Origin of the sequence: Desulfopila sp. IMCC35006 (genome assembly GCF_005116645.1) — a bacterium.
In the GTDB taxonomy this organism is placed as follows: Bacteria; Desulfobacterota; Desulfobulbia; order Desulfobulbales; family Desulfocapsaceae; genus Desulforhopalus_A.
The window spans coordinates 204,549-218,180 of sequence record NZ_SWCM01000004.1; the positions used below are offsets into that span (position 1 = coordinate 204,549).

The 13,632-nt window shown below is 52.9% G+C and carries 12 protein-coding genes and 1 pseudogene; 9 read left to right on the forward strand and 4 right to left on the reverse strand.

Going from position 1 to position 13,632, the window contains the following annotated elements; genetic code table 11:
- Positions 1 to 16: 16 nt before the first annotated feature.
- The 6 genes from FCL47_RS09255 (at position 17) to FCL47_RS09280 (ending at position 7,993) form a co-directional block, all read left to right on the forward strand.
- On the forward strand, positions 17 to 1,129 hold the full coding sequence (locus FCL47_RS09255) for an efflux RND transporter periplasmic adaptor subunit (RefSeq protein ID WP_136813218.1): 1,113 nt from the start codon (positions 17 to 19) through the stop codon (positions 1,127 to 1,129).
- On the forward strand, positions 1,116 to 4,187 hold the full coding sequence (locus FCL47_RS09260) for an efflux RND transporter permease subunit (protein ID WP_136813219.1): 3,072 nt from the start codon (positions 1,116 to 1,118) through the stop codon (positions 4,185 to 4,187). The genes FCL47_RS09255 and FCL47_RS09260 overlap by 14 nt, the downstream gene beginning before the upstream one ends.
- Positions 4,184 to 5,608, forward strand: a complete 1,425-nt coding sequence (locus tag FCL47_RS09265; protein WP_167496436.1) for an efflux transporter outer membrane subunit — start codon at positions 4,184 to 4,186, stop codon at positions 5,606 to 5,608. Before FCL47_RS09260 ends, FCL47_RS09265 begins: the two co-directional genes overlap by 4 nt.
- 126 nt (positions 5,609 to 5,734) lie before the next feature.
- Positions 5,735 to 6,967 carry a sensor domain-containing diguanylate cyclase gene (locus FCL47_RS09270; RefSeq protein WP_205747266.1) on the forward strand — a complete coding sequence of 411 codons (1,233 nt, stop codon included), beginning with the start codon at positions 5,735 to 5,737 and terminating at the stop codon, positions 6,965 to 6,967.
- A gap of 224 nt (positions 6,968 to 7,191) precedes the next feature.
- Entirely contained in the window at positions 7,192 to 7,455 is a 264-nt protein-coding gene (locus FCL47_RS09275; RefSeq protein ID WP_136813222.1) for a hypothetical protein, read from the forward strand.
- A gap of 157 nt (positions 7,456 to 7,612) precedes the next feature.
- A complete protein-coding gene (locus tag FCL47_RS09280) occupies positions 7,613 to 7,993 on the forward strand; it encodes a VOC family protein (protein ID WP_136813223.1) in 381 nt (126 codons plus the stop codon).
- Between the two features lie 40 nt (positions 7,994 to 8,033).
- Here the strand turns inward: FCL47_RS09280 and FCL47_RS25605 are convergent.
- From FCL47_RS25605 to FCL47_RS09300, 3 genes and pseudogenes are all read right to left on the reverse strand, one after another.
- Positions 8,034 to 8,485, reverse strand: a pseudogene (locus FCL47_RS25605) (GGDEF domain-containing protein).
- Between the two features lie 23 nt (positions 8,486 to 8,508).
- Positions 8,509 to 8,772, reverse strand: coding sequence for a hypothetical protein (locus FCL47_RS09295; RefSeq protein ID WP_136813226.1), 264 nt, complete (start codon positions 8,770 to 8,772; stop codon positions 8,509 to 8,511).
- A 52-nt stretch (positions 8,773 to 8,824) separates the two neighbouring features.
- Positions 8,825 to 10,426: a R3H domain-containing nucleic acid-binding protein gene (locus FCL47_RS09300; protein ID WP_136813227.1), complete on the reverse strand. Its 1,602-nt coding sequence runs from the start codon at positions 10,424 to 10,426 to the stop codon at positions 8,825 to 8,827.
- Positions 10,427 to 11,044: 618 nt separating this feature from the next.
- Here FCL47_RS09300 and FCL47_RS25305 point away from each other — a divergent pair.
- From FCL47_RS25305 to FCL47_RS09310, 3 genes are all read left to right on the forward strand, one after another.
- Complete coding sequence (locus FCL47_RS25305) at positions 11,045 to 11,173, forward strand: hypothetical protein (protein WP_255580664.1); 129 nt, start codon at positions 11,045 to 11,047, stop codon at positions 11,171 to 11,173.
- Positions 11,174 to 11,725: 552 nt separating this feature from the next.
- Positions 11,726 to 12,334, forward strand: coding sequence for a TerC family protein (locus FCL47_RS09305; RefSeq protein WP_136813228.1), 609 nt, complete (start codon positions 11,726 to 11,728; stop codon positions 12,332 to 12,334).
- Between the two features lie 91 nt (positions 12,335 to 12,425).
- Complete coding sequence (locus FCL47_RS09310) at positions 12,426 to 12,722, forward strand: hypothetical protein (protein WP_136813229.1); 297 nt, start codon at positions 12,426 to 12,428, stop codon at positions 12,720 to 12,722.
- Between the two features lie 231 nt (positions 12,723 to 12,953).
- Here FCL47_RS09310 and FCL47_RS09315 read toward each other — a convergent pair whose 3' ends face one another.
- Positions 12,954 to 13,571 (reverse strand): LysE/ArgO family amino acid transporter, encoded by a 618-nt coding sequence (locus FCL47_RS09315; protein WP_167496437.1) that lies wholly within the window; start codon positions 13,569 to 13,571, stop codon positions 12,954 to 12,956.
- Between the last annotated feature and the right edge of the window lie 61 nt (positions 13,572 to 13,632).

Below are 13,632 nucleotides of genomic sequence, written 5' to 3' on the forward strand. Positions count from 1 at the left end.
CGGCAAAAGGTATCTTATGCAAATCATTGATCTTCCGGTTGCAATAAAACCTGTTCCCCTGCTTACCCTCTCGCTTCTCGTCCTCCTTTTGCTCTCAGGCTACGAAACGGTTGTAGAGGCGGAGGAGATACGGCCCGTCCGCGCCATCACCGTTGCGTACAAGATGCGCGAGGACGTTCAGGTTCTCCCTGGGCTGGTGACGGCACACAGGTATGTCAACGCCTCTTTCAAGATATCCGGGAGACTGACGCAAAGGTATGTCTCTGTCGGCAGCACCGTTGTGGCCGGCCAGCTGCTGGCCCGGGTGAACGATGACATCGAAAAGAACACCTTCACCGCCGCCGATGCCGAACAGACGGCTGCCAAGGCCGCGCTTGAGCAGGCGGAGAGCGTTGAAAAGCGGGCGGCACTGCTCTTTAAAACCAGGGCAGTATCCCAAAACGAATATGAAGAAGCGAGCCGACAGCTGAAATCGGCGCGCGCCATGGTGCAAGCGAGCGAGGCGAAGCTGCGCAGCGCCAGAGAACAACTTGGCTATACTGCCCTTTATGCGCCGACAGCCGGCATCGTAACCGATACCTTCGCCGAACCCGGCGAGATGGCTGCCGCCGGACACCCGGTCCTGCGCCTGGCAGACAACAGAACCCTTGACACACTCTTCGACATGCCTGCGGATATTCTCATAAAAGGGCTGACCCCCGGGCGGACCATCCAGGTATGCCTCGATGAGGGCCGGAATGAATGCACAGAGGCGACAGTCTATGAGATCGCCCCCGACACGGATCCGACCACCCGGACATACCTGACAAAGGCAAGAATTGACCAGCCACTGAAGCAGATGCTGCTCGGTGCCACCGTTTTCGGACATATTTCTCTTGCCAGCGCTGAGACAATTCAGATCCCGGCCGCAGCCCTGACTGCATCAGCGGACAAAGCCGCAGTCTGGGTCGTGTCCAGCCAGGACAGTACAGTAGAGCTCAGGCCGATAGAAACAGCCGGCTACACCACAGACGGGGTGCTCGTGTCAGACGGCCTCCAGCCGGGCGAGATGGTGGTGACAGCCGGTGTCCAGGCCCTGCACCAGGGTCAGAAAGTTGCAATTCTGGTTGAGGGGCATGAAAAGCATTAATCTCTCCGAGTGGGCTATCAAGCATCGCGCCCTCGTCACTTTTTTCATGATCCTCGTTATGGTCCTCGGAGTCGACGCCTATATCCATCTCGGCCGTAATGAAGACCCGGAATTCACCATCAAGACCATGGTGGTACAGGCATACCTTCCCGGGGCAACGGTTGCTGAAACCATCCATCAGCTAACCGACCGTCTGGAGAAAAAATTGCAGGAAACGCCGTCCCTTGACTACATCAAGAGCTATACCCTGGCCGGCGAAACAACCATCTTTGTCGACCTGAAGACCAGTACCGATAAAAAGCAGGTCCCTGATATCTGGTACCAGGTGCGTAAAAAGATAGGCGACATCCGGCACGAGTTGCCCAGCGGCACCATCGGTCCCTTCTTCGACGACGAGTTCGGTGAAACCTTCGGAATCATCTATGGTTTTACCGCCAATGGCTCCACCCACCGGGAACTGAAAGACATCGTTGAGACGGTGCGCGACGAGCTGCTGCACGTGCCCGATGTTGCCAAAATCGAGACGCTCGGGGCTCAGGACGAGAAAATCTTTGTCGAATTTTCCTCGCAGCAGCTGGCCAAACTCGGCATCGATCACCGGGCCATTGTCGCAGCCCTGCAGAGCCGGAATAATATTACGCCATCCGGCATAGTCGATACCGGCAGGGAACGGCTTGTCGTCGAACCTACCGGCAAGTTTCTGTCGGCCGGGGATCTCGCGGAAGTTACCATCTACGCCCGCGACAAAAATATCCGCCTTGGTGATATCACCACTATCCGCCACGGCTATGCAGATCCACCGCAGCCGATCTTTCGGGTCAACGGCCAGGACGCCGTCGGTCTTGCCATCGCCATGAGCAAGGGCGGCGATGTCCTGGCCCTCGAAAAAAATATCGCAGCGAAAATGGCGAGCCTGCAGGCGGGTCTGCCAATCGGGGTCGAAGCGCACCTGGTTGCCAACCAACCACAGGTGGTGCGCGAGGCGGTCAACGATTTCATGCACGCCCTGGTCGAGGCGATTGCGATCGTGCTCGGTATCAGTTTCATCAGCCTCGGCCTGCGCGCCGGCACTGTCGTCGCACTTTCCATACCGCTGGTTCTCGCCGTGGTGTTTATCGCCATGCGTTATTGGGGTATCGATCTGCAGCGCGTCTCGCTCGGTGCGTTGATCATCGCTCTGGGGCTCCTTGTCGACGATGCGATGATAACAGTAGAAAGCATGGTAACTAAACTTGAAGAGGGGTGGACAAAAGTCAACGCGGCGACCTTCGCCTATACCTCCACCGCCTTCCCGATGCTGACGGGGACGCTTGCCACCATCCTCGGCTTCGTGCCGATCGGCTTTGCCAAAAGCGACGCAGGAGAATACACTTTTTCCCTGTTCGCGGTGGTCGCAATGGCCCTCATTGTCTCATGGCTGGTGGCGGTGATCTTTGCGCCACTGATAGGCGTCAAGATGCTTAAAGAAAACGGTCATCATGCCCACGGGAAAAAACCGGTCGGCAGGATTGCCGCAGCCTTTCACTCTCTTCTTCTTTTTTCCATGCGCCATGCAAAAGTCACCATCCTGCTCACCGTTGCGGCCTTTCTTCTCGCCCTTGCCGCTCTGCCCCTGGTACCCGAGCAGTTCTTCCCCTCCTCGGAACGTCCAGAGCTCCTCGTGAATATGACCCTGCGGCAGAGCTCATCCATCGAGGCGACGAACGTGGTTTCCAGAAAACTCGACGCCCTGCTGCAAAACGACCCCGACATCCTGCAGTGGAGTTCCTACATCGGCCGAGGGGCGATCCGTTTCTATCTGCCCCTTGATGAACAGCTGAAAAACAAGTTTTTCACCCAGACGGTGGTGGTAACCAAAGGCATTGCCGCCCGGGAGCGGGTGCGCCGGAGCCTTGAGGAAAAGCTTGCCAACCAGGTGCCAGAGGTCGTCGCGGGACTGTTTGCGCTGGAACTTGGCCCGCCGGTCGGCTGGCCAGTACAATATCGGGTAAGCGGTGTCGATCCGGTCATCGTCAAACAACAGGCACAAAAACTGGCAAATATTATGGGGAACTCGCCCCATCTGCGCAAGATCAACTTTAACTGGGGGGAATCGAATCGCGCCCTGCGGATTCACATCATGCAGGAGGAGGCCAAACGGCTTGGCCTGACCACCGCGGCTATTGCCCAGGCGATATATACCAGCGTATCCGGGGTGGCAGCGACACAGATTCGCGACGACATCTACCTGGTGGACGTGGTGCTGCGGGGCAAGACCGCGGAGAGGACATCGATTGACGACCTGCGGTCCCTGAGCATCCAACTGCCGTCCGGAAAATCGGTGCCTTTAAATGTCGTGGCGAAAATTGAGTATGGTCAGGATTTTCCTCTGATCTGGCGCCGGGACCGGGTTCCGACCCTTACCGTCCAGGCCGATGTCACCAATAATATCCTGCCGGCGACCGTCGTCAACGAACTGCAAGTGAAGGTGGAGCAACTGAACCGGGCCCTGCCGCCCGGCTACCGGATAGTGGTCGGCGGCACTGTTGAGGAAAGTGCTGAGTCCCAGACCTCGGTCATGGTCATCATGCCGGTGATGCTGCTTCTCATGATGGCGATCCTGATGATCCAGCTGGAAAATTTCAAGCACCTGGTGCTGGTGTTGAGTGTCGCACCGCTCGGTGTGATCGGGGTGGTACTCGCGTTGCTGATAACCCGCCAGCCGCTCGGTTTTGTAGCCCTGCTGGGTGTCGTGGCGCTCATCGGCATGATCATCAGGAACTCGGTTATCCTCGTCCACCAGATAGAAATGGAGAAACAGGCAGGGCAAACGGACTGGGATGCGGTTGCCGATGCGACCTGCCTGCGATTTCGCCCGATCATGCTGACGGCATTTGCTGCGATTTTCGGCATGGTGCCCATTGCCCCAACCGTTTTCTGGGGGCCTATGGCCTATGCCATCATGGGCGGGCTCGCGGTTGCCACCGTGCTTACGCTGATTTTCCTGCCTTCACTCTATGTTTTATGGTTCAAAATCAAGGAAACACCCATAGCTGGTACTTCCGGGAGCAGCCAATGAAATCCCTGCCTTTCTGCATTCTCATCCTGTCCCTCGGTCTTTCTGGCTGCACCTGGCTTGCGCCGGAATACCACCGACCGGCCTTTGCGATGCCCGACAGATGGCCGTCCTCCGAGGCAGCACAACGTGAAAAAGAGACCGCAACACAACAGTGGTGGCAAAGCTATCAGGACCCGACACTCATAAAATTAATCAATGAAGCGCTCGACGGCAACAGTGACGTCGCCGTTGCCTCGGCAAGACTCATGCAGACGAAGGCTCAGTATGACTACGCCACCGCCAACCGCCTGCCGTTGGTCGGTCTTCTCGGCCTGCACACACGTTCACAGATCGATTTTGGCGAAAATCCACTCTTCTCGAATACCCCCGGCAACAACGGTTTTACCGGCGGTCTCCTGACCTATGAAATCGATCTCTGGGGCAAACAGGCCAGTGCACAACAAGCCGCCTCGGCACTCTATCGCGGCCAGTCATACTATCGGGATGCCGTACGGCTCTCCGTCAGTGCGGCAACCGCGCAGCTCTACTTCAATATTCTTGCCCTTGAGAACAGTCTTCGCGTCATGCAGGAGCTGGTTGACACCGAGGAGGAAATGCACCAGCTGGCGGCACAGCAATTCGAGGCGGGGGCGACACCGGAGATTTCCCTCCGGATTGCAGAGGCACAACTGGCGGCGCGAACGGCGGAACTGCCCAAAATATCCGACCAGCTGGAAAGGGCTGAGGGCGCACTTGCAACCCTTCTTGGCCGATCACCGCAACAGATATTGGCGGCAACACAGGGCCGGGGAAAAAATCTAGATTCTCTGCCAATACCGCCGATTACGCCAGGCGATCTTCCTTCAGACCTGCTCCTGCGTCGTCCCGATCTTGCCGCCCTGGAACAGATGCTTATCGCCAGTAATTTCAATGTCGGCTACGCCCGTGCCGCCTATTTCCCGACCATTTCTCTTGTCGGGCTGCTCGGAGTAACCAGCCTTGATATCGACAACATCTACAAAGGCTCGGTCCGCACCTGGGCGCTGGGAGGAAGTATCGTCGGGCCTCTCGCCGATTTCGGCCGGACCGGAAGCGGCGTTGACCTCGCCCTTGCCAAAAACCAGGAACAGCTTGCCCGCTACAAGGCAGGCGTGCAGACGGCCTTTAAAGAAGTGCGCGACGCCCTCTCTTCCCAGAGAAACCTGCAGATATTTGAGACGGAACTTCACAAAAAAGAAGGGGCAACGACCGCGGCCTTGAATCTTATCAGCCAGCGGTTTTCTTTGGGATTTGCAAACTATGGCGAGATCCTCTCCATGCGGAGATCCTGCCAGGAGGCAAGACTTGCAATGGTTACGGCCAAGCTCTATCGCCTGAATGGTTCTGTCGATCTTTTTAAAGCACTTGGCGGCGGATGGAGGATGCCGGACGAGAAGAGGTGAGCAGTTTACGACCTTCGGGACATCCTTGATCGTTCATGGCTACCAATATCAATTGAACATTTCCAATTCCACCACCCAGCAAACAACACATCGATGCAGATTATGAACTCGTTCTTTTAACAATCTTTGGCTGAAATTCACCTCGATTGTAAAGCAAACAGAAAAAGAATTCTTATTATTTGCCAGATAAAGAAACAATGGCTGTCAACTACGCAAGGAACACGTCATCCCAGCGGATCGCGCTTACCAGCTTCATGTGGAGGTTTAACGTTCGACGAAAAGGATCTTAAAAATATGAAGAAAGCACCCCTCCCAGAAAACGAGGCAGAACGCTTGAAGGTATTGCATAGCTACAATATCCTCGACACTCTCCCAGAGCTTTCGTTTGACGACATTACCCGGTTGGCATCCCAGATAAGCGGTACGCCTATTGCCCTGATCAGTCTGGTCGACAGTGAACGTCAGTGGTTCAAATCAAAATTCGGCCTTAGCGCTACAGAAACTCCGCGTAACATCTCTTTTTGTGCTCATGCAATCCTCGAGAAGGATGTTCTCGTCGTGCCGGACACCCTTGAGGATGCTCGCTTTTTCGATAATCCACTGGTCACTGGGGAAGAGAAGATAAGATTCTATGCAGGTTCGCCCCTTGTCACCGCAAAAGGTGCGGCACTGGGGACCCTTTGCGTTATTGACCAGACCCCCCGTAGTTTAAATGAACTGCAGGTAGAATCTCTTCGTGCTCTGGCGCGCCAGGTGATGAATCAGTTGGAACTTCGTATGTATATAGAGGAACAGGAGCAACTAAAAAGTGATCTGGTTGCATACCAGAAAATCCTGGAAGAAGCGAATTCCCGTTTGGAGACTGCAAGCCTTTCAGATGATGTTTCAGGCTTTCACAATACCCGTTTTCTGCACAGCTTCCTCGAGCGCTTTCTGGAACCGGCACAACACGAAGAAAGGGAGTTGTCGCTGGTTTTTTTCGACATGGACAACTTTAAGAACGTAGTTGATACCCACGGCCATTTAGTCGGCACCGAAGTGTTGCGAGAAATCGCCCAGGCGGTTTATCAGCAACTTGGGCCGGAGGATCGCATTGTCCGCTATGGTGGAGATGAATACGTGATCATCCTCCCTGGTCAAGGCAAGGATGTTGCACACATCAAAGCAAAGCAAATGTGCCTGGGCATTCGCAATACTATTTTTATGCAAGGAAAAGGTCTCAACCTAAAGCTCACCGCCTCTTTCGGTCTTGCCACATATCCTGATGATGCAAGCGACATGCACCATCTCTTGGCGGAGGCTGACAAGTGCCTGTTTACGAGTAAAGAAAACGGTAAGAATCGGCTTACGGTAAAATAACTGTCATCTTATGCCATCGACTGACGGAGCAAAAAAGCAATCATCATTTTCCCTCAATAATATCCTCCCAAGGGATAGCAAGTATCTTGAGACTGATTATCATTTTACCAAAGGCAGAGAAAATTGTCCGTAAGGTACTGCACTGGAGATAGTTCACTGCCGTTGACCAGTGCAGTGCAGGCACGTATGCGAGATAATCAATTTTTCGAGATGAGGAGCCTGTCATGAAATACCAACTGTTACTTGGGGCGGCCCTGGCAGCCGTGTTGTACCTGCAGAGCGATTTTGTGTGGGCAGCCAATCCCCCGCAGCCAGACCAGAACAAAGCCCGAATTCACGATCAGCAACTACTCCCTGGCGGTCCAGCAGAAAAAAGTGAGAATCAGAATGGAAATGACGCCAAAGTACGTACAGCCGACACGGTGAAAGTGCAGGGGCCGGCCCCGGTCATACTGCAGATAAGATTAGTCGACAAGACTGCCGACTGATCTGCCTGCCTTCAGTACATCCGTTTATTACAGCTGTTATTTTCAGGTTTTGAGACCAGGTTGCTCCCACAGAGTGGGTGAAAAGTTTTCGCCAGATGGGGTTGAAAAAACAAGAAGTGAAGCACCGAACCTGCGTTAGGTTGGGAGGATACAGCATATGAGCAATCCAGCAGGCTGGTTTGAAATTTACGTTCAGGATATGCATCGCGCCAAAGCGTTCTATCAGGAGGTTTTTGGCATTGAGCTGGCAAAGCTTGAAAATCCGGGGTTGGAGCCCGGGATGGAGTTATGGGCTTTTCCTATGGATTTTGAAAGTTACGGTGCTTCAGGCGCACTGGTCAGCATGCCGGGATTCACCTCAGGCAGCAACAGCGTACTGGTCTACTTCAGCTGCACCGATTGTGCCGTCGAGGCAGCAAAAGCAGTCAAGGCCGGCGGCCAGATGCAGAGGGAGAAAATATCTATCGGCCAGTATGGCTTTATAGCCTTGGTCATTGACACAGAAGGAAATATGATTGGCCTGCATTCGTTGCAATAAAAAGGATATCAAGCCAATCGGCCATTCCTGACGTCTTCGTTTATCGAATCGACAGGGAGCCGACCTGGTTTTTACCTTGTCTTTTCGCGTGATAAAGACTCGAATCAACACGAGAGATAAGATCATCAAGAGACTCGCCCGGATGGTACAGGGCAACACCAAGGCTGATGGTCGCCCCTATCGTCACCGTTTTATACTGCAAAGGATGCTGTTCTATGATCAACCTCAGCCTTTCTGCGCTGCGAAAACCCCCCTCCCGGCTGTTACCAGGCTGGATGAGCATGAACTCCTCGCCCCCCAGCGCCCAAAAGTGTCTTCCTGACGAAGAACTTCCAGCAATAAGCTTGTGCCATACTGCAGAATCAAGTCGCCGGCCTCATGCCCATGGGTATCGTTGATGCTCTTGAAGTTATCATAATCAAACATGATCAGCGAAAGATTGCCTCCATACCGGCTGACCCTGGCGATTTCCGCCTGCATCACTCGATACATTTCCCGTCGATTTGCAAGTCCGGTCAGATAATCAATTTTTGATCGAGAAGATCAAAAATGATAAATTTCTTTTCATCACCGCGAACCTTGCTGTTGTGAATCACATAGTTCCGATCCTTGTGCCCTTCAATATTGCCATTACTGCTGAACAAAATTGTTTCAATGCCGGGTTCGTCAATATCGACAACCTGACTGATAAAACTGGTTATATCGAGGCCACTGCCCCCAAGACCGATCTTTTTATCTGCAGGGTCACGGATAATATATACAGGGTCCAGGTCTTCCATAAGCGAACTTTGTTGTTCAATGCACGCAGGAAGGACCCAGCTTACTCCTGTCTCAACCTTCCCGGCGGGGGCCCTTTTTATCGAAAAAATTTCCTGACCTGTGGGAAGGTTCCTGGGGTGGCGGGTACACGACCAGATGACGCGTGGGCTCCATCCCGACGCTGGTCGATTCAAGTCCACAGCTTGAAATCAGACGGTGCTGAACCTTGCGCAGTGCCGGGCGCCGGGGGGTAAGAGCGACCTCAAGGCCCTCGTCCATGACGCGCTGCATTGCCGCCCTGGTTTCCTGGAGTGCCTGCTCTATATCCTGTTGATCGATTCCGGGCACGAAGTTGAACAGTCGCACCAGCAGGCGCCGGATCTCGGACGTGGTATTTCTCTTCAGCAGATGGACCGATGCCGCCGTCGACTGCGAGAGACGCTTGAAAGCTGGATCGTGATTGCGGGAACGTAAAGCGAGAATCAAATCGGCCTTTTCCGCCTTGACGCCTATGCGCAGGTTCAGGCCAAGGTCTCGGGTCACCCGCTCGACCAGATCCCGGTTGACTCGGTGGAGGTGAATCCGGGGAGGCCCGGCGGTAAGAGCATTCCTGTTTTTTACCACAGGCGGCTGTATGGTCGAGGGGGCTGGTTCTTCTTGGTGTTCTACAATTTCTATGTCGCCTTTTTCACCACATTTTCGAGATTCGCAGTGCGGCAGGAGGCCGCGCAGGATGGTATCAACAGCCTGTGCTGTATCCCTGTGTACCAGAACTTCGTTGCGATCCACCATCTCGATCAGGATTTCAAACGTCGGCGGAGCCCTGCGTTCATTCACGGTCTTGGTGGTTCCGCGTCGCCGAGCTTCCTCGTCGCCTAAAATAACCGTCTGCACCCCACCGACCAGATCGGCAAGAATCGGGTTCATCACCAGGTTTTCCAGGCTATTGCCATGGGCGGTACCGATGAGCTGCACCCCACGCTCGGCTATGGTGCGAGCGGCGGCCGCCTCTGATTCGGTCCCTATCTCGTCAACAATAATGACTTCCGGCATATGATTTTCCACCGCCTCGATCATTACCGCATGCTGGTGGTCGGGACGTGGCACCTGCATACGCCTGGCCTTGCCGATGCCCGGATGCGGGATATCTCCATCCCCAGCAATCTCATTGGATGTGTCGATGACAATAACACGCTTGGCGAAATCGTCGGCCAGTACCCGGGCCATTTCCCGCAATTTGGTTGTCTTGCCAACTCCCGGCCTGCCGAGAAGCAGAAGGTTCTTGCCCGTTTCGAGCAGGTCACGGAGAATCTCTATGGTTCCATAAATAGCCCGCCCCACGCGCAGGGTCAGACCGATAATCTGCCCCTTACGGTTCCTGATCGCCGAGATCCGATGCAGGGTCCGTTCAATTCCGGCCCGGTTGTCATCGGTAAAGTCGCCAATAAGGCCGAGGGTATGCGTAAGATCATCATGATTGACCGGATACTCGCTCAGCCGGACAACCTGATCGGGGAAACGTGCTTCCGCGGGTCTCCCCAGATCCATGATGACTTCAAGGAGCATGTCCACCCGCATGGCAAGCAGGGCAGCCTGGAGATTGGCGGGGAGGACGGCAACCAGCAGGTGGGCGTCCTCAACGGTCGCGGGATTAATGGTTTTTCGGTGCGTCATGATTGGCTCCTTGTCGGACCCTTCGATTTTATAAAGTACCTTCAGCAGGAGATCCCTTTGTTTCGTGACTGTTTTCAGTAATCTCTTCGACAAAAGATAAGACATCTTGATTGCTCATGCCTGTCCCCACTCACCGTCGGAGGATCTTCATGCCCGAAGGCCTCCAATTCGTTCCGTCTCAGCCTGGTAATATCTCCTGACTTCCGGTTTTTGAGGTTTCTGCTGTTCAGCAACAGGGAAATCGAGCCATAATCGCCATTTTTTTGTGTCAGCCTGCCGGAATGGAAGGGTGTGAGCTGTTCGTTTTTCGGGTCTCTGCAGCCATGGACGGCTGCAGCGAAGCCCCCAGGGATGGGTTTACGGCGTCCCGGGAAACGAACAGCTCACATCCTGGTTCAGTAGCTGAACATTAAGGGTAATCAGATTTTTTTTTTGTGACTAATTGATAACGAAAACGGCGGTGATTACTCTATCATCGTTCCCGAGACCATCATATTCTTTTAATGTTATCTCAGGGTGTTGTTAAGCTGATTCGGTTCAGAATCGATTGTATTCAGGCACCCCGAACCGGCATGATCGATCTCCACGGAACACACATCAATACAGGGAGTAAACACCATGCACAAAGAACAAAGAAGCAACAGGGAAGGAAAGAAAAAAGCGGCGATGTCAATAAAAGAAAAAAGAGCTGCTAAAAAATTAAAAAAAGAGCATAAAAATATCCTGGATATCGACAAATCCCATTAAAATCAGCACAGGTCGATCGCCAAGGAGAAAAGTACTATGTAATATCCAGATCTGCCAATATCTGCCCCGCTCAATCCCGATCTGAGCTGTACGCTTTCGTTTTGGGGTTAAGTCATGGGGCATTGCGCTCCCCCTTCTCCGACCAACTGGCTGTGCCAACGTGGAAAAAGGATCTTCCAGATTGCAGTTTATGGCCAGAACATCCAAGGAGGAGCCTCCTTAAGCTTCAATGGCGGAATGAATAATTGTATCGCGCGTGAGAACGAAAACCTGTAATAAGCAGAGGCTGTAGTTTTGATCGTTTATAGCGTGCTCATGCCTGCAGGCAAAATGCATTTCGCCATGGAGCTCCTCCTCTTCCAGACACAGAAGCTTGGCTTCAATAAGCGCCTCTCAGAGGGATACAAGATGCTCGTTGCATGAGTGTTCCGCACCCGGATGGCTGCGGTCAAGCCCCCAGGGATGGGTTTATGGCGTCCCGTGCAAAGCTCACCTCTTCTCCCCCTATAGCTGAGGTTTTGTGGTAATCATAATCAGGAAATAAATTACACTATGTTTTCACCGTCTGAAATGTATGCACTGCTGCAGGTGCTGATGGCCGATCTCGCTCTGGCTGGAGATAATGCAATAGTCGTTGGATTGGTTGCGGCATCTGTGCCAAGGCATTCACGAAAAAAAGTTATTATCATGGGCATAGTTCTGGCCGCTGTGCTGCGGATAATATTTTCTTTTGGCGCAGTTGAATTACTTCAGATAATTGGTCTGATGCTGGCAGGCGGGCTGCTTCTGCTCTGGGTAGGATGGAAATTATGGCGTGAAATCAGATGTTTCAGCGAAGAACCGGGACAGGAAACTCTATCCGACAGTGCAGATACTCCTTCCAAAACCTTTGGTGCGGCAGTGTCTCAGATAGTGGTAGCCGACCTGTCAATGTCTTTAGATAATGTGCTTGCTGTCGCAGGCGCGGCCCGGCATCACCTCTGGGTGTTGGTGGTGGGCCTGGCGCTGTCGGTTGCTCTTATGGGGCTGGCATCAACCCTTATAGCTGATCTGCTGAAGCGATACCATTGGATCGCTTACATCGGAATAGTCGTTATATTTTATATAGCGGGAACTATGATCTGGGAAGGTGCACATCAGGTCTATGCACATGTCATATGATTCGTTAGTCACGACTCGCCGGAAAAACTCAGTAACAGCAATCACAACGCCTGCTGCCTGCAGCAGGCAAGAACGATATTTGAGGTCTCGTATGAATTCGTATTATTTTCGTCTTGAAGTCGAACCGCAGGTTGAAAATCCTGTTATTGCCCACGTTTCAAGGGCAGTCGCTCATGCATGGGTTTTGTCAGCCGATATAGATGAAGCAAGAAATGTCGCATTTCGATTTCTTAAGTCTGATCATTGGGAGGTCACAGAGGAAAAGGATGCTTATTTACTCACTCCGGAGCGGATAGATGAACTAAAAACTGAAGAATTGTCGCATTATCAAGCAGCTCAATCAGAAGGAATACACGTGAAGTTTTATTACTGGCATAGGTCTGAATGATAAAGTGTCACGTGTTTCGGCGTAACAAACCAAAGATCGGGTCAGACTGAGGGAGGCACTCGCCCCCACCGCAGGTCATTTTTTGATCTGATCTGGCAATCATAAGCGCCCCTGGTTGCCCTCCCAATGTATCAGTATTCGGATATTCCGGCGCATCTGCTTTTATCGCGAAATATAAAAAGCTGACAGGAGGAACCCGCAAGTAACAAGGGATTGCTCAACCATTTCTTTTCAACCAGGCATCCCCGGTATGATTAAGGACGCCGCAATCATCCACATGGTGCCCCAGACCAACGTATCGAGAATCCGCCATGATATTGGTTTTCTAAAGAAGGGTGCAAGCATCTGTCCGCCAAGACTGAGACAGATAAACCACAGTGTCGAAGCAGAGACAGCCCCGGCCAGGAACAATACGCGATTTTCGCCATGAAACCGGCTGCTGATGCTCCCGAGAAGAATAACCGTATCCAAATAAAAATGCGGGTTAAGGAGTGTCACTGCCAGGGTTGCCAGGACGGCAGCGCCCAAAGAATGCACAGTCGAATCACTTGCCTCAAGACTCCCGCCCTTTATGGCAGAGCGAAGAGAGCTACAGCCATAGACAAAGAGAAATCCTGCCCCACCCCATGCGACCCACTGCGCTAAAACCGGATTGGCGGACACCTTTCCACCGATGCCGGCAACTCCAGCGGTTATAAAGATGGCATCGCAAAGAATGCATATAAGGGCAACAATGACGTGGTGATTGCCACGAACTCCCTGAGATAAGACAAAGGCGTTCTGCGCACCTATGGCCACAATCAGTCCTCCACCTGCCCCAAACCCCTGGATAAAAGGTGCTATCATCATTCGTTTTATTTCCCCCAATAGTGTTTACTTGAGAAAATAGGCGAGATAGCTTACAAAGTAA

What these genes read in the sequence shown, in the direction of transcription:
- FCL47_RS09255 (WP_136813218.1), top strand. Translation starts at nt 17, where the DNA reads ATGCAAATCATTGATCTTCCGGTTGCAATAAAACCTGTTCCCCTGCTT.
- FCL47_RS09260 (WP_136813219.1), top strand. Translation starts at nt 1,116, where the DNA reads ATGAAAAGCATTAATCTCTCCGAGTGGGCTATCAAGCATCGCGCCCTC.
- FCL47_RS09265 (WP_167496436.1), top strand. Translation starts at nt 4,184, where the DNA reads ATGAAATCCCTGCCTTTCTGCATTCTCATCCTGTCCCTCGGTCTTTCT.
- FCL47_RS09275 (WP_136813222.1), top strand. Translation starts at nt 7,192, where the DNA reads ATGAAATACCAACTGTTACTTGGGGCGGCCCTGGCAGCCGTGTTGTAC.
- FCL47_RS09280 (WP_136813223.1), top strand. Translation starts at nt 7,613, where the DNA reads ATGAGCAATCCAGCAGGCTGGTTTGAAATTTACGTTCAGGATATGCAT.
- FCL47_RS09295 (WP_136813226.1), bottom strand. Translation starts at nt 8,772, where the DNA reads ATGGAAGACCTGGACCCTGTATATATTATCCGTGACCCTGCAGATAAA.
- FCL47_RS09300 (WP_136813227.1), bottom strand. Translation starts at nt 10,426, where the DNA reads ATGACGCACCGAAAAACCATTAATCCCGCGACCGTTGAGGACGCCCAC.
- FCL47_RS25305 (WP_255580664.1), top strand. Translation starts at nt 11,045, where the DNA reads ATGCACAAAGAACAAAGAAGCAACAGGGAAGGAAAGAAAAAAGCGGCG.
- FCL47_RS09305 (WP_136813228.1), top strand. Translation starts at nt 11,726, where the DNA reads ATGTTTTCACCGTCTGAAATGTATGCACTGCTGCAGGTGCTGATGGCC.
- FCL47_RS09310 (WP_136813229.1), top strand. Translation starts at nt 12,426, where the DNA reads ATGAATTCGTATTATTTTCGTCTTGAAGTCGAACCGCAGGTTGAAAAT.
- FCL47_RS09315 (WP_167496437.1), bottom strand. Translation starts at nt 13,571, where the DNA reads ATGATGATAGCACCTTTTATCCAGGGGTTTGGGGCAGGTGGAGGACTG.